The sequence below is a fragment of the Streptococcus sp. DD13 genome (assembly GCF_001578875.1).
In the GTDB taxonomy this organism is placed as follows: domain Bacteria; phylum Bacillota; class Bacilli; order Lactobacillales; family Streptococcaceae; genus Streptococcus.
Map to the genome: position 1 here is coordinate 1,214,619 of NZ_KQ969506.1, position 19,264 is coordinate 1,233,882.

Consider the following 19,264-nt stretch of genomic DNA (forward strand, 5'->3'; position numbering starts at 1 on the left):
ACTGATTCCCTAAGACCACACTCGTATTCTCAAGCCCTTCTCTTCTATCCAGAGTATGGAAGGAGAAGTAACGGTTGACACAGAGCAACTGTCCATCCATTTTGACACAGACTAGCAAAAAGAGGCTGGGACAAAAGTCCTAGCCTCTTAATTGTTTTTAGATTGTCGAGCAAGACGCAGTGGCTGAGTGGGCTCTACGACGCTGTTTTCATCAGCTTTTACAGCCCTACTCAATTGTGCGGAGGTGGGACGACGAAATCGAATTCTAACGAATGACCGATTTCTGTCCCCCTCTCTTTTAGTTTTTCAGGCGACAAGGTCGGACCTTGTATTTCCCCGTTTTTTGCTGCAGCCCCTTGGGAAGAGCATCTTTAGTCTCCATCAACATGAGGGAGTGATACTGTTGCAAGTACTCATCACACTCATCACACCAGAGCTGGTCTGTCGTATCCCAGAAGGCTGCCATGGTCCCTTTTCGAGTATCTCGTTGCGAAAATTGCTCGGCTAAATGAACCCACTCTCGCTGATAGTAGCGCAAGGCTTCATCATACTCTTCAAAAAAAACACTACTAACGATATCCTCTTCCCAGCCATCTAGGAACCACCAAGGTTCGGCATCTCCATACATGGTAATTACTTGATACATGATTTACTCTCTCTTCCTTTAGACAATATTATACTGCTTCCTCACGAATACGCAACTATTGTGAACTCATGAATCCGGAATTCCCGAATATTCTACAGAAAATACCTATCATCTTCTGGATGAGAGCGCACGGATGCTACCAACTAAAAAACAAGCCTGCACAATGGCAGACTTGTTTGTCCTTCTTATTCAGAAATATAGGCAGTTTCTTCAGTTGTTACATCTACTTCTCCATCTGTCAATGGGACTTCTTCGATGATTTCAACTTCGTTAATCGCCTGTGGCTCTAGATTGCGGTAACGAGCCATACCGGTACCGGCTGGGATAATCTTACCAATGATTACATTTTCCTTCAAACCAAGGAGGTTATCCCGTTTTCCACGGATAGCTGCATCTGTGAGGACACGAGTTGTTTCCTGGAAGGAAGCCGCTGATAAGAAACTATTGGTCTCAAGAGAAGCCTTCGTAATTCCCATCAGGATTGGACGAGCTGTCGCAGGAACGCCCCCTGAGATAACAGTTGCCGCATTGGCATCCGTAAAGTCGGTAATATCCATGAGAGTTCCCATGAGGAGGTCAGTATCTCCTGGATCCATGACACGCACCTTGCGAAGCATTTGGCGAACCATCACTTCGACGTGTTTGTCACCGATTTCTACCCCTTGACTCCGGTACACTTTTTGTACTTCAGAGAGTAGGTAAGTTTCTACCGATAAGACATCCCGAACTTCCAACAAGCGTTTTGGCTGGATAGAACCTTCTGTCAGGGCTTCTCCACGAGCTACTTGATCTCCAACGGCTACCTTCATTCGAGCTGTAAATGGTACCACGTATTCCCCATGGCCGGTCTTGCCTTCCACAAAGACTTTTTTAGTACGAGTAGCCGCGTCTTCGACAATTTCAGTGACTGTTCCTTTAACTTCCGTGATGACCGCTTCCCCTTTCGGATTACGGGCTTCAAAGATTTCTTGGACACGAGGAAGACCTTGAGTGATATCGCTGTTTGAAGCTACCCCACCTGTGTGGAAGGTCCGCATGGTCAGCTGAGTACCAGGTTCACCGATGGATTGTGCCGCAATCGTTCCGACTGCTTCTCCAACTTCAACCGCATCTCCCGTCGCTAAGTTGATACCGTAACAGTGACGACAAACCCCATGACGAGTGTTACATGTAAAGACCGAACGAATCGTCACTTCCTCTACACCAGCTTGGACGATTTCACGTGCCAAGTCTTCAGAGATCAACGTATCTGGACCAACAATCACGGCACCTGTTTCAGGATGTTTGACTGTCTTCTTCGTATAACGACCAACTAAGCGCTCTTCCAGAGGTTCAATCATTTCTTTCCCATCTGTAATCGAACGGATGTTTAGACCACGATCCGTACCACAGTCGTCCTCACGGATGATAACATCTTGCGCCACATCCACCAGACGACGGGTCAAGTAACCTGAGTCGGCGGTCTTCAGGGCGGTATCGGTCATCCCTTTACGGGCACCGTGAGTAGAGAAGAACATCTCCAGAACAGAGAGACCTTCACGGAAGTTAGATAGGATTGGCAACTCCATGATCCGACCATTCGGAGCAGACATGAGCCCCCGCATTCCGGCCAGCTGGGAGAAGTTGGAAATATTTCCCCGGGCTCCAGAGTCCATCATCATAACGATTGGGTTCTTAGGATCTTGAGACTCGGTCAAGCGTTTTTCAAGTTTTTCCTTAGCAGAGCGCCATTCATCTGTCACAGCATTGTAGCGTTCGTCATCCGTAATCATCCCGCGACGGAATTGTTTTTGAATTTGTTCCACGCGTTTGTGGGATTCTTCGATGATTTCAGCCTTATTCTCAATCACTGGAATATCCGCAATCCCTACGGTGAGTCCAGCCAGAGTTGAGTGATAGTAGCCCAAATCTTTTAAACGGTCCAGCAGGGCAGATGTTTCTGTCGTACGGAAGCGTTTGAAGATTTCTGCAATGATATTTCCAAGGTTTTTCTTCTTGAAAGGCTGATTCAAGGACAATCCAGAGATGGCTTGGTGAATATCTTGTCCTGGCTCCAAGAAATACTGATCTGGAGTTGACTGGGTTAGGTTTTCATTGGTTGGTTCTTGCAGATAAGGCAACTCGGCTGGCATGATGCCATTGAACAAGATTTTTCCGACAGTCGTCATCAAAATCTTATGTTGTTGCTCTTCTGTCCAAGGTTTGTTGAGACTATCTGTCGCAATCCCCACACGGCTGTGCAAGTGGACATATCCGTTGCGGTAAGCCATAACAGCTTCATCCGCATCCTTGAAGACCATTCCTTCTCCCTCACGTCCGGCCTCTTCCATGGTGAGGTAATAGTTCCCCAAAACCATGTCCTGTGATGGAGTAACGACTGGTTTTCCATCTTTCGGGTTCAAAATGTGCTCAGCAGCCAACATCAAGATGCGGGCTTCTGCTTGGGCTTCTTCTGAAAGCGGCACGTGGATGGCCATTTGGTCCCCATCAAAGTCGGCATTATAGGCTTCACAGACCAGAGGATGCAAACGAAGGGCCTTCCCATCGATCAAAACAGGCTCGAAGGCTTGAATACCAAGACGGTGAAGGGTCGGTGCCCGGTTTAGTAGAACAGGGTGTTCTTTAATAACTTCTTCCAAGATGTCCCAAATCCGCTCATCTCCTCTGTCAACAAGGCGTTTCGCCGCCTTGACATTTTGGGCGATGTCTTTTGCGACGATTTCTCGCATGACAAACGGTTTGAAGAGCTCAATTGCCATTTCACGTGGGACTCCACATTGGTACATCTTGAGTGTTGGACCAACGGCGATAACAGACCGTCCTGAGAAGTCAACCCGTTTCCCTAGCAAGTTTTGACGGAAACGTCCTTGTTTCCCTTTCAACATGTGACTAAGGGATTTGAGCGGACGGCCACCAGGTCCAGTGATCGGACGACCCCGACGGCCATTGTCAATCAGCGCATCGACCGCTTCTTGCAACATCCGCTTTTCATTTTGCACGATAATCCCGGGAGCATTCAGTTCCAAGAGACGGGCCAAGCGATTGTTCCGGTTGATAACCCGACGGTAGAGATCGTTGAGGTCAGAAGCGGCAAAGCGTCCACCATCCAACTGCACCATCGGACGCAAATCTGGTGGAATAACAGGCAGGATGTTCAGAATCATCCACTCTGGCTTATTGCCAGACTTGTAGAAGGCATCCAGCACATCCAAACGACGAACTGCCTTCACCCTTTTTTGTCCAGTAGCTGATTTTAATTCTTCCTTGAGAGCTGCAATTTCTGTTGGTAGGTCAACTTGTTTCAAGAGATCTTGAATCGCTTCTGCTCCCATTTTTGCGACAAAAGAGCCTGCGCCGAACTCCCGAAGACGTTCACGATACTCCCGCTCCGTCATAATGGACTTGTGTTCTAACGGCGTATCTTTTGGATCAATAACGACATAAGCCGCAAAGTAGATGACTTCTTCCAGGGCACGTGGACTCATATCCAAGGTCAATCCCATGCGAGATGGAATTCCTTTGAAATACCAGATATGTGAGATCGGTGCTTTCAACTCAATGTGCCCCATGCGTTCACGACGAACTTTGGCACGAGTCACTTCTACGCCACAGCGGTCACAAACGATTCCTTTATAACGGATTCGCTTGTATTTTCCGCAGGCACATTCCCAGTCTTTGGTTGGACCGAAGATGACTTCATCAAAGAGGCCATCTCGCTCTGGTTTTAAGGTCCGGTAGTTGATTGTTTCAGGTTTTTTAACTTCTCCGTAGGACCATGAACGGACTTTATTGGGTGAAGCTAGCGTGATTTGCATACTTTTAAATCGATTTACGTCAACCACTTTTATTCCCTTTCTTTCTTTTTCTTGTGGGCTTTCCCACCTATCAGTTGTTTTTCTTTATTAGGCTTCCTTCTGTGCCTAAAAGGGTTATTCTTCGGACCGAGCAAAGGCTGCGGCTGCATCTGCTGCCGCTTTTGCACGAGCTTTTTCGAGATCATCTACGTGGATAATATCGTCATCATCGCCTTCGTCTAAGTCACGAAGCTCTACTTCATGATCATCTTCGTCCAGAACACGCATATCCAAACCAAGCGACTGTAGTTCCTTCACGAGGACACGGAAGGATTCTGGCACCCCTGGTTTTGGAATTGGTTTTCCTTTAGTAATCGCTTCATAAGCCTTCAATCGACCATTCACATCATCTGACTTGTAGGTCAAGATTTCTTGAAGGACGTTTGAGGCACCATAGGCCTCAAGGGCCCACACTTCCATTTCCCCGAACCGTTGTCCACCAAACTGTGCTTTTCCTCCAAGCGGTTGTTGGGTGACGAGTGAGTACGGTCCGACAGAACGTGCGTGAAGCTTGTCATCGACCATGTGGTGAAGCTTGATCATGTACATGACCCCAACTGACACACGGTTGTCAAATGGCTCTCCGGTCCGACCATCATAAAGAACAGTCTTGGCATCAGAGTCCATCCCTGCTTCGCGAACGGTATCCCAAAGATCTTCTGATGTCGCTCCATCAAAGACTGGTGTTGCGATGTGGATTCCCAAGTTACGTGCTGCCATACCAAGGTGAAGTTCCATAACCTGACCGATGTTCATCCGAGATGGTACCCCAAGAGGGTTCAACATGATATCAACAGGTGTACCGTCTGGCAAGTAAGGCATATCTTCCACAGGAACAATGCGAGAGACAACCCCTTTGTTTCCGTGACGACCAGCCATCTTATCTCCGACTTTGATCTTCCGCTTTTGAGCGATGTAGACCCGAACCAGCATATTAACACCCGATTGGAGCTCATCTCCATTGGCACGAGTAAAGATCTTCACGTCACGAACAACTCCGTCACCACCGTGAGGGACACGAAGTGAAGTATCGCGAACTTCACGAGACTTGTCTCCAAAGATGGCATGAAGCAGGCGTTCTTCGGCTGATAAGTCTTTTTCGCCTTTTGGCGTCACTTTTCCGACCAGGATATCGCCTTCTTTTACTTCCGCACCGATTCGGATAATTCCCATCTCATCTAGGTTTCGAAGAGCATCTTCCCCAACATTTGGAATTTCGCGGGTGATTTCTTCAGGGCCTAACTTGGTATCACGAGTTTCAGATTCAAACTCTTCTAGGTGAACAGATGTATAGACATCATCTTTGACGAGGCGTTCGCTCATGATAACGGCATCCTCAAAGTTGTACCCTTCCCAGGTCATATACGCGACGACAGGGTTTTGTCCGAGGGCCATTTCACCATTTTCCATAGATGGGCCGTCCGCGATGAAGTCGCCTTTTTCAACGATATCGCCTGCTTTTACCAAGGTCCGTTGGTTGTAAGCAGTCCCTGAGTTGGAACGACGGAATTTTTGGATATGATACACATCCAATGAACCATCTTCACGGCGCACTTCTACCTTGTCCGCATCTGCGTATGTGACACGTCCATCATGTTGAGCAATCACCGCGGCACCTGAATCGTGAGCCGCTTGGTATTCCATACCAGTCCCGACAAACGGCGCTTTGGGATCAATCAAAGGCACGGCCTGACGTTGCATGTTGGCACCCATGAGGGCACGGTTGGAGTCATCGTTTTCCAAGAATGGAATACATGCGGTCGCAACAGCAACTACCTGCTTCGGTGACACGTCCATGTAATCCGCTGAATCTGCAGCGTATTCTTGGTTGTTTCCGCGATGACGACCCATCACGATATCATTTACAAAACGACCTTCTTCATCCACTGGTGAGTCGGACTGCGCTACAATAAACTCATCTTCTTCATCCGCTGTTAACCAGTGAATTTCATTCGTGACCACACCATTCTTACGGTCAATCCAACGGTAAGGAGTTTGAATAAAGCCATATTTATTCAGATGTCCGTATGAAGCTAAGTTATTGATCAACCCGATATTTGGTCCTTCAGGCGTCTCAATCGGACACATCCGACCATAGTGAGTCGGGTGTACGTCACGGACTTCATAACCAGCCCGGTCACGAGTCAAACCACCTGGTCCTAAGGCTGACAAACGGCGTTTGTGAGACAACTCAGAAAGCGGGTTGTGTTGGTCCATGAACTGGGACAACTGGGATGAACCAAAGAATTCCTTGATCGCAGCGGTCACCGGACGAATGTTAATAATTTGTTGTGGTGTTAGCGCCTCATTGTCTTGGACAGACATCCGTTCGCGTAGGTTACGTTCCATCCGAGTCAAGCCGATTCGGACTTGATTGGCCAGCAATTCACCAACAGCACGAATCCGACGGTTTCCAAGGTGGTCAATATCATCGACACGTCCTAGTCCTTCTGCAAGGTTTAAGAAATAGCTCATTTCCGCCAGGATATCCGCTGGGGTCACTGTCCGGATGTTTTCAGTAGGATTTGCATTTCCCACGACTGTAACCACACGATCTGGATCAGTCGGAGCTACAATCTTGAACTTCTGCAATACTACTGGTTCTGTCAGCACAGCAGAATCATTTGGAATATATTCGAACAAGTTCAGGCGATCAAATTGTTCTCCGAGTGCTTCCATCGCCTCACGGCTCAAGACAGCACCTGCTTCAAAGACAATCTCCCCTGTCTCAGGATCTACAACGTGCTCCGCCAAGGTTTGTCCAACCAAGCGTGTCTTTAAACTCAATTTTTTATTGATCTTGTAGCGACCAACTGGTGCTAAATCATAACGACGTGGGTCAAAGAAACGAGCGGTCAAAAGTGAACGAGAACTGTCAGCGGTTTTTGGTTCACCTGGACGTAACCGTTCGTAAATTTCTTTCAGGGCTTCGTCTGTCCGAGAGTCCGCTGGATTCTTATGGATATCTTTTTCAATCGTATTGCGAACAAGATCACTGTCTCCAAGGATATCGATGATCTCATCGTCGCTTGAAAAGCCTAATGCACGAACCAAGGTTGTGAATGGAATTTTCCGAGTCCGGTCGATACGCGTATAGGCAATGTCTTTTGAGTCTGTTTCCAACTCCAACCAAGCTCCACGATTTGGAATCACCGTTGAACCATAACCTACCTTACCGTTTTTATCAACTTTGTCATTGAAGTAAACACCTGGAGAGCGAACCAACTGAGAAACGATAATCCGCTCGCCACCATTGATGATGAAGGTTCCCATTTCCGTCATGATCGGGAAATCTCCAAAAAAGACTTCTTGTGTCTTAATCTCACCGGTTTCCTTATTGATCAAGCGGAAGGTTACAAAGATAGGAGCAGAGTAGCTCGCATCATGAATCCGTGCTTCTTCTAAGCTATACTTCGGTTCCTTGATTTCATAACCAACAAACTCTAGCTCCATGGTATCTGTAAAGTTCGACACAGGAAGCACATCTTCAAAAACTTCCTTTAGACCATGGTCTAAGAATTCTTGAAATGAGTCCGTTTGAATCTCGATTAGATTTGGTAAGTCAAGAACTTCTTGAATTCTTGAAAAACTTCGACGTGTACGGTGTTTTCCGTACTGAACTTCATGTCCTGCCAAGATAGTAACTCCTTTATAAAAGATCGGAGAGCGTCTTTTCAAAACCATTCCCCTCCAAGCTGAGCCTGAAACTTAGGCGATTTTGAATCATCCGCTCCAATGCAATATGCTTCGACCACGAGACATCGCTCGTTTTCTAACTCTTTGCCAGATGCAAAGGAATTTGCCCGATTTGACTGAATTTTTAGAATCTTTAAGAATAGGTAACAATTCTCTAGCTTTTCTAAAATAAAGCACAAAAAGAGCAGCTAAATCTTTCTTCGAAAAGCTTGATTTAACTGCTGTTTCGCCTACTTGGACAATATTTCAAGTGAGCAAGACGACAAATAATTTAATAAATTATACCATGAATTTCAAAAAATAACAAGCCTTTTTTAAATAGGAAATCCTTTTACGAGTCTTGCTGCAGGAGGTCTGTCTGCCTGCTGTTCTTTTTCTTCTCACGTCCTTGTCTAAAGAAGTCTTGCATGATGGCTGCACAATCTTGTGCCAAAACCCCTGTTTCTAGAGTCACACGGTGGTTGAGCCGGGAATCTGTCAGGATGTTGTACAAACTACCTGCTCCACCAAACTTTTGGTTGTTGGCTCCATAAATGACCTGAGGAATACGGGCGAGGCCGATCGCTCCAGAGCACATCACACAAGGCTCAATCGTGACGAATAAGGTACAGTCCAGCAGGCGCCAGTTTTTCAAGGTGCGATTGGCTTCTTGGATAGCCATGATTTCAGCATGTAGAATGGCTTGTTGCTGCTCCTCACGCGCATTGTGCCCCCGACCGATAATGACCCCATCTTTTACGATAACACAGCCGATCGGAATTTCGTCTTTGTCTAGTGATTTCTTCGCTTCTTTCAAGGCTTCTGCCATGAAAAATTCTTTTTCTTCTTGTGAGTATTCCATAGAGTTATTGTACCACAAACAGATAAAAAGAAAATCGAGCACCTCGCTTCGGGCGATACAAAAAAGACTGAGACACATGCCTCAGTCTTCATTTTAGGGAGATGATGAAAAATTTGTTTCCTAACTTATTAGGATGTTACTAGTATAGCGTCCGTTACTTAAACGAATCTTAAAGATTGTCCAGGCCGTCACTTGTGTTCTTCCACCAATCATCGGGCAATCGGAACAACGGCTACAATTGTGGATGGACCAAACGACCATTCCAAGGGCCAAGGGAGGGTCACTTTTGACCGTTCAACACTATTCAAAGAGAGTGGGAGAGCAATCGGTCATTCGCTAGAAGTCGATTTCGTCGTCCCATCTCCGCACAGTTGAGTCGAGCTGTAAAAGCGGATGAAATTGGCCTAGTAGAGCCCCCTCAACCACTGCGTCTTGCTTGACCATCCAAAAATAATTAAGAGGCTAGGACTTTTGTCCCAGCCTCGTGTCTTAATCGCTTATTCTCCAAAAACCTTGAAGCGGTTTTCTGTTTGCACTTCTTTGTCACTAGCTGGCGCCTGGATAGAACCAAATGGGGCTTGGGCACGGAGTTTCCAGTTTGCAGGGATATCGTATTTTTCAGCCACTTGTGCATCCACCAATGGGTTGTAGTGTTGCACGTTCATACCGACATTCTTAGACGCCAAGGCCATCCAAACGGAGTAAAGCGCAATCCCGTGGGCTTGTTCAGACCAGATTGGGAAGTTTTCCGCATAGAGAGGGAAGTTTTCTTGCAAGCCTTTGACCACGTCTTGGTCTTCAAAGAAAAGGATGGTTCCTTTTCCGGCTGCAAAGCTAGCCAATTTTTGTTTGGTGCCTTCAAAAGCTTCAGCTGGTGTTACTTTTTCTAATTCAGAAGCAGCGATTTCATTCCAGAAAGCATCTGACTCTTCGCCAAAGAGGACGACGATGCGAGATGTTTGGGAGTTGAAGGCTGATGGGGCTTGAAGCACAGCTTCTTCAATCAGTTCAACCAATTCTTGGTTTGACAGAGCGACATCTTTGCCCAAGGCATAGATAGAGCGACGTTCTTTTTGCAATTCAGTAAATGTTGACATAGGATTACCTCTTGTGATTCATTTTGTTTTTTGTAATAACCTTAGTTACAATTACATTCTACGCTAACTTCCTCCCAAAAGCAAGAATTTTGCTCAATTATTTTTAATTAGTGATAATTGGATTGTTTTTGAGATGACAGCTAACCAAAAGAACAGCCAAAGCTAGAGTTGTGAGGCCTGCTATCAGGACGAAGCAAGGGCAGTCGCAAAGACAATCTTCAGTTTAGATAGGTCAACTGCCCCTTTGAGACCAAAAGATCCAATTTTAGAGACAGCAGGTCTTTTGCGATGACCAAGTCTTTGGTTTCTTTTATATAAGTTGTAAAATAGGGCCTTTGCCGATGGCTTTCATAGGCAGCGTCATCTTGGTAGAGCTCGATAAAGAACCACTGGTCCTTTTGCCCTGCCAGCTGGCCGGCAAAAAAGCAAACTGAGCACCATTGGGATTCGTTTGCGGATTCTCACGCCACTCTCGCAGAACTTTAAATTTTGCCTCGGAGTTGCTGTCGATATTTTGAGGATGACCCCCTTTTGTTTCGACGACATAGCATTTCACAGAAGAAAAAAGCAAGAAAATCCGCAGATTGCTGGATTTTCTTGCTTTTTAAGATGTGATTAGTCCACTACCAACATAGACTTGATGGACTTGCGGTCGTCCATGTCTTTGTAGGCTTGGTTGATGTCTGAGAGTTTGTAGGTATTGGTAAAGACGCGTCCTGGGTTGATGGCACCGTCAAGGACAGCTTTAAGGAGCTCCTCTTTGACATAAGTGGTAACAGAGGCTGGTCCTCCACCCACGATGGTGTTTTGAGCGAAGGTTGACCCTAGCGGTGTTTTGTCGTAATGAGGCACACCGACAAAGCCGACCCGGCCTCCATTGTGGAGGACACCCAGGGCTTGGTCAATGGCTGCCTCGGTACCGACACATTCTAGAGCGACGTCTGCACCGTTACCACCCACGATTTCACGGACTTTGGCAATCCCTTCTTGGCCACGTTCAGCCACTACTGCTGTCGCACCAGATGCCAAAGCCATGTCTTGGCGGTCCTTGTGACGGCTCATCAGGACAATCTGAGAAGCCCCCCGCATCTTGGCTGCGATAACCGCACATTGGCCAACGGCTCCGTCACCGATAACGACCACCCGGTCACCCGGTTTGACATCGGCCACACGCGCAGCGTGGTAGCCTGTCGGCATAACATCTGCCAAGGTCAAGAGCGACTTAAGCATGCCTTCCATGTAGTCAGACGGTTGACCAGGGATTTTAATCAATGACCACTCGGCATGTTGGAAGCGAATATACTCGGCTTGGACCCCACCTGAGAAGTTATCTCGGCCCTGATGGCGGTCACAAGAACCGTCAAATCCGGCACGGCAGGCATCACACTCCCCACAACCATGCGTGAAAGGTGCAATGACAAAGTCCCCAGCTTTTACAGTCGTTATGGCATCGCCAACTTCTTCGACAATCCCAATCGCTTCGTGACCACTGTTGCCATGACCTTCTTCGATGTCAGGATTGCGGTAGCTCCATAGGTCAGAGCCACAAACACAGGTACGGACAATCCGGATGATGGCATCATCTGCTGCCTGCAGTTGAGGGCGGTCAATTTCTGTCAGACCGACTTGGCCTGCTTTGGTGTAAATAGCTGATTTCATTTAGCTGTCTCCTTTTGATAGTATGTAATTTTGTGGTCCAGTCGATGAAGGGCGGTCTCTAATTCGCTAATGCGCTGGGCCAGCTCGTCTCGTTCATCCCGCAAGATGTCTAGGCGAGCAGATTTTGTGGCATCCCCCTCTTGATAGAGGGACATGTAGGCGACCAAACTCTCTACCGACACACCTGCCGACCGAAAGCACTTGACGAATTCCAGAGCCTCCATGTCGGACGCCTGAAAGTCACGGATGCCCGCAGCCGACCGCGTGATGGGTGGCACCAGCCCGATACGCTCATAGTAGCGAATGGTATCGGCAGATAGTCCCAGTTCTTGACTAGCGGATTTGATGTTCATGCCCAACTCCTTTCCCCTCTCTCATTAGTGGATACCCTTATTATAAACCTTAGAGTTCGCTCCAAGTCAAGCCTTTGGCTCAATTTTTATGTTCATACTATGAAAAATCACGTTCATTTGCAGTTACATCAGGATGAGGCACCTTATTTTGCTCCCGCACGCGACGGCGATAGCTCATCCCTGTCCGAGTCAAGGCCCGAGAAAGTCCTGCCAAGGTCAGACCCAGAAGGGCTAGCTGTTGCCCAAATAAGTAGAAAAGCCCCATGGCGACAAGTAAGATGAGCCCGTATTGGACTACCACACGGCGGTCCAGACGGTAGAGTTCGATATTATAGTGGGAAGTAGATAAGGTTCCAACAAAAAATGCCAGAATAGACAGCACAAAGAAATGCAGCCCTAGATCATGATGGTGGCTGTCTTTTAAGAATTCCAAACCAACCGTAAAGAACAAGAGACTGGCCACAATGACATAATGGGCATAACAAAGGGCCTTAACAGACACCCTTTGGTGGTGATTGATATTGATAAAGGTCTGAATGATATAAAAGACAAACATAAAGCCCAAGCCCATAAAGAGCGTTAGACCTTCCCAAAAATGTTGAGCCAAGGGATAGGTTTTAAGCACAGCAATAACACTCTCCCCAAAGGTGATAATGGTCAAGAGCTGGCAACGTTCCAAATAATGCGGGAAATTCATCGAAATGGGGCGTTTTTTCGAGTTTAAAAACAAGGGCACTACTAGTGGTAGGTAGTAAAGAGGCAGAGCATAAACCGAAAAAGGCAGAAGATCCAAAGCCCTAGGGAGAACAGCTAGCGCATACACCACCAGTAAGGCAATGGATAGATATATGTCCTTGTTAAAACCTAGCTTTCTCCCTTTTAGGACGTACTGGAGGGCAATGGTCCCATAACTCAAAATCAAAAGGCTATTAAAGTTGAGCGGGTTTTCCAAAAAAGAGTTGAGGGTAGTCGGGTCAAAGGTGATAGACAGAGCCAGATTCCCCACAAGGAGCATGAGGACGATGACCGTGTAGATGTCAATCTGCCTCGAATCGCCGTATTTATTGTAGTAAAAAGCTTCTTGATTCCAAACATTGAGCATAACGATAATGGTGGTCAAAAAGTAAAAGATATGCTCAAGCTGCACATGAGGGACATGGATGGCGCCAGTCAGCTGACTAATGGTCAAGACAAAAGCCAAATCAAAAAAGAGTTCATAATTGGAAACACGTTTGGAGCGAATAGGTGTCATGAAGAGTCCTTTCGTCAATTTTTAGAGTGGTAGACTTGATGGAATAGAGTAGGGATAGAGTAGAGGCGTGAAACCAGACTTATCCAACTTCGTTGCAGTGGAAAATAAGAGCTTATCCAAAAGGAGACAGGACCTTCTTTGGGTTATAGGTTCGTTCTTGTTTGTTTCCCAGAGCTCGGATTCTAGCACCCGCTGTTGGTAATCCCGCCATTTTCCCTTAAACTCTAATGCTTGCAACATCATCCTATCTTTACTCCGATTTCTACCGTTCCTTCTATTATAGCATGGAAAGAAAGATAGAATAACCCTTGTCATCACATACTCTGGTAGCTGGAGAAAAATCTTGAGAATAGAAAAGAGTCTGCCCACGATAGAACCCGACTATTAGGATGTGAATGTTTATCCGATCCATCCGAGTAACAAGTAGTAACATAAAGCAAAGACAATCGTTGCAAAGGAGTAAGGCAAAGTCTTTTTCATGAGCTGTAGGAGAGACGTATCGTAATACTCGGAAACAACCGTGAGACAGATATGAGTGGGAGATACCTGACTAGCCGCATGTGTCGTTGCCATTAGGAGAACCATAAGGGCGACACCCCCATCCGGAACGGCCGCAAAAGCAATCGGTGTCCCAAGAGCAATGATCCCAGAAGCCCCACTGATCACTCCTCCCAAGAAAAAGAGGAGAACAAAGATAAGAAAACTTGGAATGGGTAAGCCCTGAAGAAGTTTTGGCAAGCTAGCAAGAACTCCTGTACTATCTAAAAAGACTTTAAAAACAAGAACAAGAAACATATTTCCAATGAGTCGACCTTCAAAGGCCGTCTTCAGAAAAAGCACTCCTTGTTTAAGAGATAAACGATAAACAAGCAGGGCAAGCACGATGGTGATGAGAGCCGCAGGAACCACCCCAAGACCCAAGACAATCATTAGAACTAGCATGAGAATCAAGGTCCACAGATGCTTCAAGAGCTGGACAGCAGCCTTCCAAGGATGCGAAGATTTTGGAGTATCCGGTTTCCTAGGAATCTGACGGATGTATTTCCAGTAAACAACCAGCAATAAGAAGGTGATAATGGGGAGCATCGCCAGCATAAACCTAGCCACAGGAACCCCTGATAAAGTGGACATCAGAAGAACAGCCGGATAAGTTGGTAAAAAAGCCTCCGGTACATGGCGAACCCAAGTCGTTAAAAACGCCTGATCCTTGCGCTTTAAGTAACCATCCGTGGTCGATGTGACGATATCTCCACAGAGCAACATGGCTGCCGCCGAAGGCAAGAGACCGATAAAAAGCGGAGCAACCATCGTATTTACTCTACGATTATGGAAAATACCATCTAAATCCCGCTCCGCTTTTTTGATTTGTTCTTTCTCTTCTAAAATACGTTGTAGGTAGGTAATCAGATAGAGAGAAAGCAAGATGGAGAAACTCCCCCAATCCACAAAGACCGATCGGATCAAACTCCACCAGTTGCTGGGTGCGATTTGAAAGAAGAGAACGGTTGCTAGAATCCCCGCTAGCATAGCCTGGTAGAGTGGTCGCTTTAACCCTAATAAGAGAATGATGAGGAGAAAGATAAGAATCAGGAAAAACACAGCAAACATGTCGACTCCTTTTTGATGATTAATGCTTCTATTCTAGTGCTTCTCGTTTCTCTTTTCAAAACTTCTTCTGTTTCATTTAACGAAACTTTCCTTCCAATAGAATCTATTTTGAATAGATTTTTTTCTTTTTTCATGTTATACTTTTTGAAAAAGCAGACATTCCCTGTGAAAATCATTCATTTGTCTATTTTGAGGAAACTTACATAATGATTAATGACGTTATCGGCCAACATATCCGGACCTTTCGCAAGAAAAAAGGTCTCACCATTCAAGAACTGGCCGACCTCTTACACAAAAGTAAAGCAACGGTTTCAAAGTATGAACGAGGGGAAATTACCCTAGATGTGGTTACTTTGCACGAGCTCGCAAAAGTTCTTTCCGTGGACCTAGCTCAACTCTTGCACATGGAAGAGAACATCACTCGCCCGGATAGCAAGCAATCGAACCCCGCCTTTTTCGCTGATGCCAACCAGTTTTACTCCTATCTCTATGATGGCCGGAGCAACCAGTTGATCCGATGTGTCTTCGACATTGTGCCAAGCGACCATGAGATGGGAAACACTGTATACATGTACATGAATTTTGAAGACTATGCTAACTATCAAAATTCAGAAAACACCTATAAGGGCACAATTGAACACTACGATGCACTGACCAATATCATCATGAGAAACCAAGACACCCTCATGGAGCAGGTCACCGTTAGCATCTTAGCTTCCTTCCTCGACTCCAATACCAAGTGGGGACTCTTTTTTGGAATCTCGAGTCGGCCAATGATGCCGATCGCTGTCAAAATGCTCTTTTCAAAGCAACGATTAGAAGAGAATGAAGAACTCATTCAAAAACTGAAAGTGTCCAAGGAGGACCTTCGCTTGCTCAAACTCTACAATATGTTTTCTGCCACTTAACCAAAGACCATTCAAAAAGTAGCACGGATACAATCCCTCATTCATACCAACAACGAACTCAAGCACTCATTGCGTCAGGCTCTTATTTCCATTATTTACCGAACTGGGATACTTTTGGGTCAGCCTCCAGAAAGGAACTGATGATGACAATCGCAATTGAACACATCGGCGTCTGGGTCAAAGACCTAGAAAATATGAAAACCTTCTACCAAACCTACTTCAAGGCGACAGCTAGCGAAAAATACCACAACCCAAGAACTGGTTTTTCTTCCTATTTTCTTAGTTTTGAAGATGGTGCCCGCTTGGAACTCTGCCACCGCCCCGACATTGTCGCTGGAGACAAAAATACCTTTGGTTTCACCCACTTGGCCATCGCTGTTGGCAATGAGGCCGACGTGGATGCCTTTGCCCAGCGCTTTGAAGCTGACGGCTACCCCATCCAATCCGGCCCACGTACGACAGGGGACGGCTATTACGAAGCAATCGTACTGGATCCAGAAGGCAACCAACTCGAACTGACCACCCAATTGAAGAAATAGCGGCCAAAAAACGCTCTAACAACATAAAGAGAGAGTGGGATAGAAATCGGTCATTCGTTAGAATTCGATTTCGTCGTCCCACCTCCGCACAGTTGAGTCGGGCTGTAAATGCTGATGCAATCAGCCTAGTAGAGCCCACTCAACCACTGCGTCTTGCTCGACAACCCCAAAAAAATTGAGAGTCTAGGATTTTGTCCCAGACTCTTTTTTTAACGGGGTTTGTGGGAAACAAAGCTAATACTCTTCGAAAATCTCTTCAAACCACGTCAGCTTCCATCCACAACCTCAAAGCAGTGCTTTGAGCAGCCTGCGGCTAGCTTCCTAGTTTGCTGATGATTTTCATTGAGTATAACACGAATTGCTGTACAATTTGTCTCGCTTCCTACTCCTGTGCTTTCAGGTAATCTTCCTCGGACACCGGCTCCTGCCAAGTTGTTGCGGTCGCTTCACCAGGAATTTCAAAGGCTAGATGAGAAAACCACTGGTCTTTGCTGGCCCCATGCCAATGTTTGGTATTTGCAGGAACGGTAACGGTATCCCCAGGGAGCAGTTTGAGGGCTGGCTTGCCCCATTCTTGGTAATACCCCTCGCCACCGACACAGATGAGCAACTGCCCGCCACCTGCTTTAGCCTTATGCGTATGCCAATGATTGCGACACCCAGGCTCAAAGGTCACATTAAAAACAGGGAAGGCCTCCTCTGCAATTGGCTCCAAGTAAGACTGGCCACTGAAGTAATCTGCAAAAGCTGTATTTTTTTCACCGATGGGAAAGAAAAGTGTCGCTTGGTAAGCCTCTTTATCGCTGGCTTTGCCTTCTGCTTCTTCAACAGGCCAAATCTGTTTGGCCAGATTGAAAACCGCCCAGGCTTTAGGCCACCCTGCATAAAAGGCCGTATGGGTAATAATCGCTGCTATTTCCTTTTGGCTAACCCCCTCTTTTTTGGCATTTTCCAAATGGTGCACCATGGCACTATCCGTTATTCCCTGAGCCATCAGGGCGACAACTGTGATAATCGCCCGTGTTTTTAGTGGAATCGTCCGATCATTCCAATTTTCACCAAAGAGAACATCATCATTAAAATGGGCAAAGTTGGGAGCAAAGTCCCCTAAGAGGTCTCGTCCTGCCGTTTGTTTTATACCTGTCATATCTTATTTCCTTTCATTACTTGCAATCACATCGACTTAGCTCGACCAAGTCAGACACTCTTTTTGATTTGTGGGACATTCTTGGCTAGCAAGGTCGTCAAAAAGGCGAGGGCAACAGAGACCAAGATGATGGTCACCATAGCGCCAGGGTGGCCATTTGTCGCTGCAAAGCTTGCCAGAAGTGCTGACGAGAGAATCCCACTCCCGTATTGGAGGGAACCGAGTAAGGCCGAAGCGGAGCCCGTCATCTCGTCAGAGACAAAGGCTAGAGCCGCCGCATTGCTACAGGCAGCGATAATCCCATTCATGCTAAAGACGAAAAAGACAGGGATGGCCAAGGTCCAAATACTCGACCCATTGCCCAGATTGAGACCCCACAAGGCCAGACTAGCCAAGAGAGCGATGACACTAGCGCAACGCAACAAGAACCTCAGTGAAAAACGCTCCACCAAACGTCGGTTAAAGAGATTGAGCCCGACAATCCCTAAGACATTGACCCCGAACAAAAAGCCGTAATCCTGTTCAGGCACATGGAAATAGGTGATGTAAACCGTGGAAGAACCTGTGATAAAGGCATAGGCGCCCACATAGTAAAAGGTCACACAGAGCGTGTAGAGCATAAAAGAGCGATTGGTCAAGAGTTGCCCGTAGTTGCTAAATGACCTTAGCAGACTCATGTGGCCTCTTTTTTCTTTTGGTAAGGTCTCAGGCAAACGGTAAACCCCATAGAGCATGAGGGTCCCAGCCAGCGCCATAAAGTAAAAAATCACATGCCAACTCGTAAAACTAACGATAAAGCCACCGATAAAGGGGCCTAGGATAGGGGCCACTGCTGCGATAATCATGAGGGTCGATAACACCTGGGCCGCTTCTCGACTATCAAACAGGTCGCGACTCATGGCCCGACTTAACATCGGCCCCACGCAGGCTCCAAAAGCTTGAAAGACCCGCCAGATGATGACCTGGGTCATATCCGTCGACAGCGCACACCCCAAAGACCCAAGAATAAAAATTACAAGACCTAGATACAGAGGGATTTTCCGCCCGATCCGGTCACTGATAGGGCCCCAGACCAACTGGGCTAGGGCAAAGCCCACCAAAAAACCGGTTACCGTCAACTCTACTTGCCCACCCAGTTCTTTTTCCATAGTAGGCATAGCGGGCAAATAAACATCCGTCGACAGCGAGGTGAAGGCCATGAGTAGGCCAGAAATGATGAGAAAAGATTTGTTTTTCATGGTTCTCCTTTTACCTGTTTACTTATCGGCTAAGTTCATAAAGAACTCCGCCGTCTCAGGGTCTTGATGGTCAAAGAAAAGCGATTCTTCCTGATCCAGAGCCGCAATAGCCTGCATATCCTCCTCGGTTAATGCAAAATCAAAGATATCAAAGTTTTCCTGCATGCGTTCTTTGCGGACTGACTTGGGAATCAGGACCACATCACTTTGCAACAAGAAACGCAGGGCGACTTGGGCGACTGACTTGCCGTATTTGTCCCCAATCGCTTTCAAGACAGGGGTGTTAAAGAAGTCATTGCGCCCTTCGGCAAAAGGTCCCCAAGACTCGATCTGGCAATGGTATTTGTCCAAATAGCTTTTGGCTAGCTTTTGTTGCTGGAAGACATGGGTTTCGATTTGGTTGACGGCAGGCTTGATGTCTACAAA

The 19,264-nt window shown here is 46.6% G+C and carries 15 protein-coding genes; 2 read left to right on the forward strand and 13 right to left on the reverse strand.

Features of this window, described 5'->3' with window-relative positions; translation table 11 throughout:
* Positions 1–298 precede the first annotated feature (298 nt).
* The 10 genes from STRDD13_RS05655 to STRDD13_RS05700 form a co-directional block, all read right to left on the reverse strand.
* Entirely contained in the window at positions 299–646 is a 348-nt protein-coding gene (locus STRDD13_RS05655) for a DUF1033 family protein (protein WP_067102897.1), read from the reverse strand.
* 185 nt (positions 647–831) lie between these two features.
* On the reverse strand, positions 832–4,488 hold the full coding sequence (rpoC, locus tag STRDD13_RS05660; RefSeq protein ID WP_067102899.1) for a DNA-directed RNA polymerase subunit beta': 3,657 nt from the start codon (positions 4,486–4,488) through the stop codon (positions 832–834).
* 87 nt (positions 4,489–4,575) lie between these two features.
* Complete coding sequence (gene rpoB, locus STRDD13_RS05665) at positions 4,576–8,136, reverse strand: DNA-directed RNA polymerase subunit beta (RefSeq protein ID WP_067103217.1); 3,561 nt, start codon at positions 8,134–8,136, stop codon at positions 4,576–4,578.
* Between the two features lie 391 nt (positions 8,137–8,527).
* The gene (tadA, locus tag STRDD13_RS05670; protein WP_067102901.1) at positions 8,528–9,037 is read right to left on the reverse strand and encodes a tRNA adenosine(34) deaminase TadA; all 510 of its coding nucleotides are present in this window, start codon (positions 9,035–9,037) and stop codon (positions 8,528–8,530) included.
* A 497-nt stretch (positions 9,038–9,534) separates the two neighbouring features.
* On the reverse strand, positions 9,535–10,134 hold the full coding sequence (locus tag STRDD13_RS05675; protein WP_067102903.1) for a nitroreductase family protein: 600 nt from the start codon (positions 10,132–10,134) through the stop codon (positions 9,535–9,537).
* 218 nt (positions 10,135–10,352) lie between these two features.
* A complete protein-coding gene (locus STRDD13_RS08990; RefSeq protein ID WP_443031069.1) occupies positions 10,353–10,544 on the reverse strand; it encodes a putative quinol monooxygenase in 192 nt (63 codons plus the stop codon).
* 205 nt (positions 10,545–10,749) lie between these two features.
* Positions 10,750–11,793: a zinc-binding dehydrogenase gene (locus tag STRDD13_RS05680; protein ID WP_067102905.1), complete on the reverse strand. Its 1,044-nt coding sequence runs from the start codon at positions 11,791–11,793 to the stop codon at positions 10,750–10,752.
* On the reverse strand, positions 11,790–12,146 hold the full coding sequence (gene nmlR / locus STRDD13_RS05685; RefSeq protein ID WP_067102907.1) for a stress response transcriptional regulator NmlR: 357 nt from the start codon (positions 12,144–12,146) through the stop codon (positions 11,790–11,792). The genes STRDD13_RS05680 and nmlR overlap by 4 nt, the downstream gene beginning before the upstream one ends.
* Positions 12,147–12,243: 97 nt before the next feature.
* Positions 12,244–13,398 (reverse strand): low temperature requirement protein A, encoded by a 1,155-nt coding sequence (locus STRDD13_RS05690; RefSeq protein WP_067102909.1) that lies wholly within the window; start codon positions 13,396–13,398, stop codon positions 12,244–12,246.
* Between the two features lie 399 nt (positions 13,399–13,797).
* Positions 13,798–15,006, reverse strand: coding sequence for a DUF401 family protein (locus STRDD13_RS05700; protein WP_067102913.1), 1,209 nt, complete (start codon positions 15,004–15,006; stop codon positions 13,798–13,800).
* A gap of 206 nt (positions 15,007–15,212) precedes the next feature.
* Between STRDD13_RS05700 and STRDD13_RS05705 the strand changes: the two genes are divergently transcribed.
* Both STRDD13_RS05705 and STRDD13_RS05710 read left to right on the forward strand, forming a co-directional pair.
* The gene (locus STRDD13_RS05705; protein WP_067102915.1) at positions 15,213–15,914 is read left to right on the forward strand and encodes a helix-turn-helix domain-containing protein; all 702 of its coding nucleotides are present in this window, start codon (positions 15,213–15,215) and stop codon (positions 15,912–15,914) included.
* Between the two features lie 143 nt (positions 15,915–16,057).
* Complete coding sequence (locus STRDD13_RS05710; protein WP_067102918.1) at positions 16,058–16,453, forward strand: VOC family protein; 396 nt, start codon at positions 16,058–16,060, stop codon at positions 16,451–16,453.
* A 382-nt stretch (positions 16,454–16,835) separates the two neighbouring features.
* On the opposite strand, the gene STRDD13_RS05715 is transcribed toward STRDD13_RS05710, so the two are convergent.
* The 3 genes from STRDD13_RS05715 to STRDD13_RS08285 form a co-directional block, all read right to left on the reverse strand.
* Positions 16,836–17,600, reverse strand: coding sequence for a carboxymuconolactone decarboxylase family protein (locus tag STRDD13_RS05715; protein ID WP_067102920.1), 765 nt, complete (start codon positions 17,598–17,600; stop codon positions 16,836–16,838).
* A gap of 50 nt (positions 17,601–17,650) precedes the next feature.
* Positions 17,651–18,838: a multidrug effflux MFS transporter gene (locus tag STRDD13_RS05720; RefSeq protein ID WP_067102921.1), complete on the reverse strand. Its 1,188-nt coding sequence runs from the start codon at positions 18,836–18,838 to the stop codon at positions 17,651–17,653.
* 18 nt (positions 18,839–18,856) lie between these two features.
* The coding region (locus STRDD13_RS08285) for an aldo/keto reductase (RefSeq protein WP_197457163.1) at positions 18,857–19,264 on the reverse strand (408 nt) is incomplete at its 5' end.

What these genes read in the sequence shown, in the direction of transcription:
- STRDD13_RS05655 (WP_067102897.1), bottom strand. Translation starts at nt 646, where the DNA reads ATGTATCAAGTAATTACCATGTATGGAGATGCCGAACCTTGGTGGTTC.
- tadA (WP_067102901.1), bottom strand. Translation starts at nt 9,037, where the DNA reads ATGGAATACTCACAAGAAGAAAAAGAATTTTTCATGGCAGAAGCCTTG.
- STRDD13_RS05675 (WP_067102903.1), bottom strand. Translation starts at nt 10,134, where the DNA reads ATGTCAACATTTACTGAATTGCAAAAAGAACGTCGCTCTATCTATGCC.
- STRDD13_RS05680 (WP_067102905.1), bottom strand. Translation starts at nt 11,793, where the DNA reads ATGAAATCAGCTATTTACACCAAAGCAGGCCAAGTCGGTCTGACAGAA.
- nmlR (WP_067102907.1), bottom strand. Translation starts at nt 12,146, where the DNA reads ATGAACATCAAATCCGCTAGTCAAGAACTGGGACTATCTGCCGATACC.
- STRDD13_RS05690 (WP_067102909.1), bottom strand. Translation starts at nt 13,398, where the DNA reads ATGACACCTATTCGCTCCAAACGTGTTTCCAATTATGAACTCTTTTTT.
- STRDD13_RS05700 (WP_067102913.1), bottom strand. Translation starts at nt 15,006, where the DNA reads ATGTTTGCTGTGTTTTTCCTGATTCTTATCTTTCTCCTCATCATTCTC.
- STRDD13_RS05705 (WP_067102915.1), top strand. Translation starts at nt 15,213, where the DNA reads ATGATTAATGACGTTATCGGCCAACATATCCGGACCTTTCGCAAGAAA.
- STRDD13_RS05710 (WP_067102918.1), top strand. Translation starts at nt 16,058, where the DNA reads ATGACAATCGCAATTGAACACATCGGCGTCTGGGTCAAAGACCTAGAA.
- STRDD13_RS05715 (WP_067102920.1), bottom strand. Translation starts at nt 17,600, where the DNA reads ATGACAGGTATAAAACAAACGGCAGGACGAGACCTCTTAGGGGACTTT.
- STRDD13_RS05720 (WP_067102921.1), bottom strand. Translation starts at nt 18,838, where the DNA reads ATGAAAAACAAATCTTTTCTCATCATTTCTGGCCTACTCATGGCCTTC.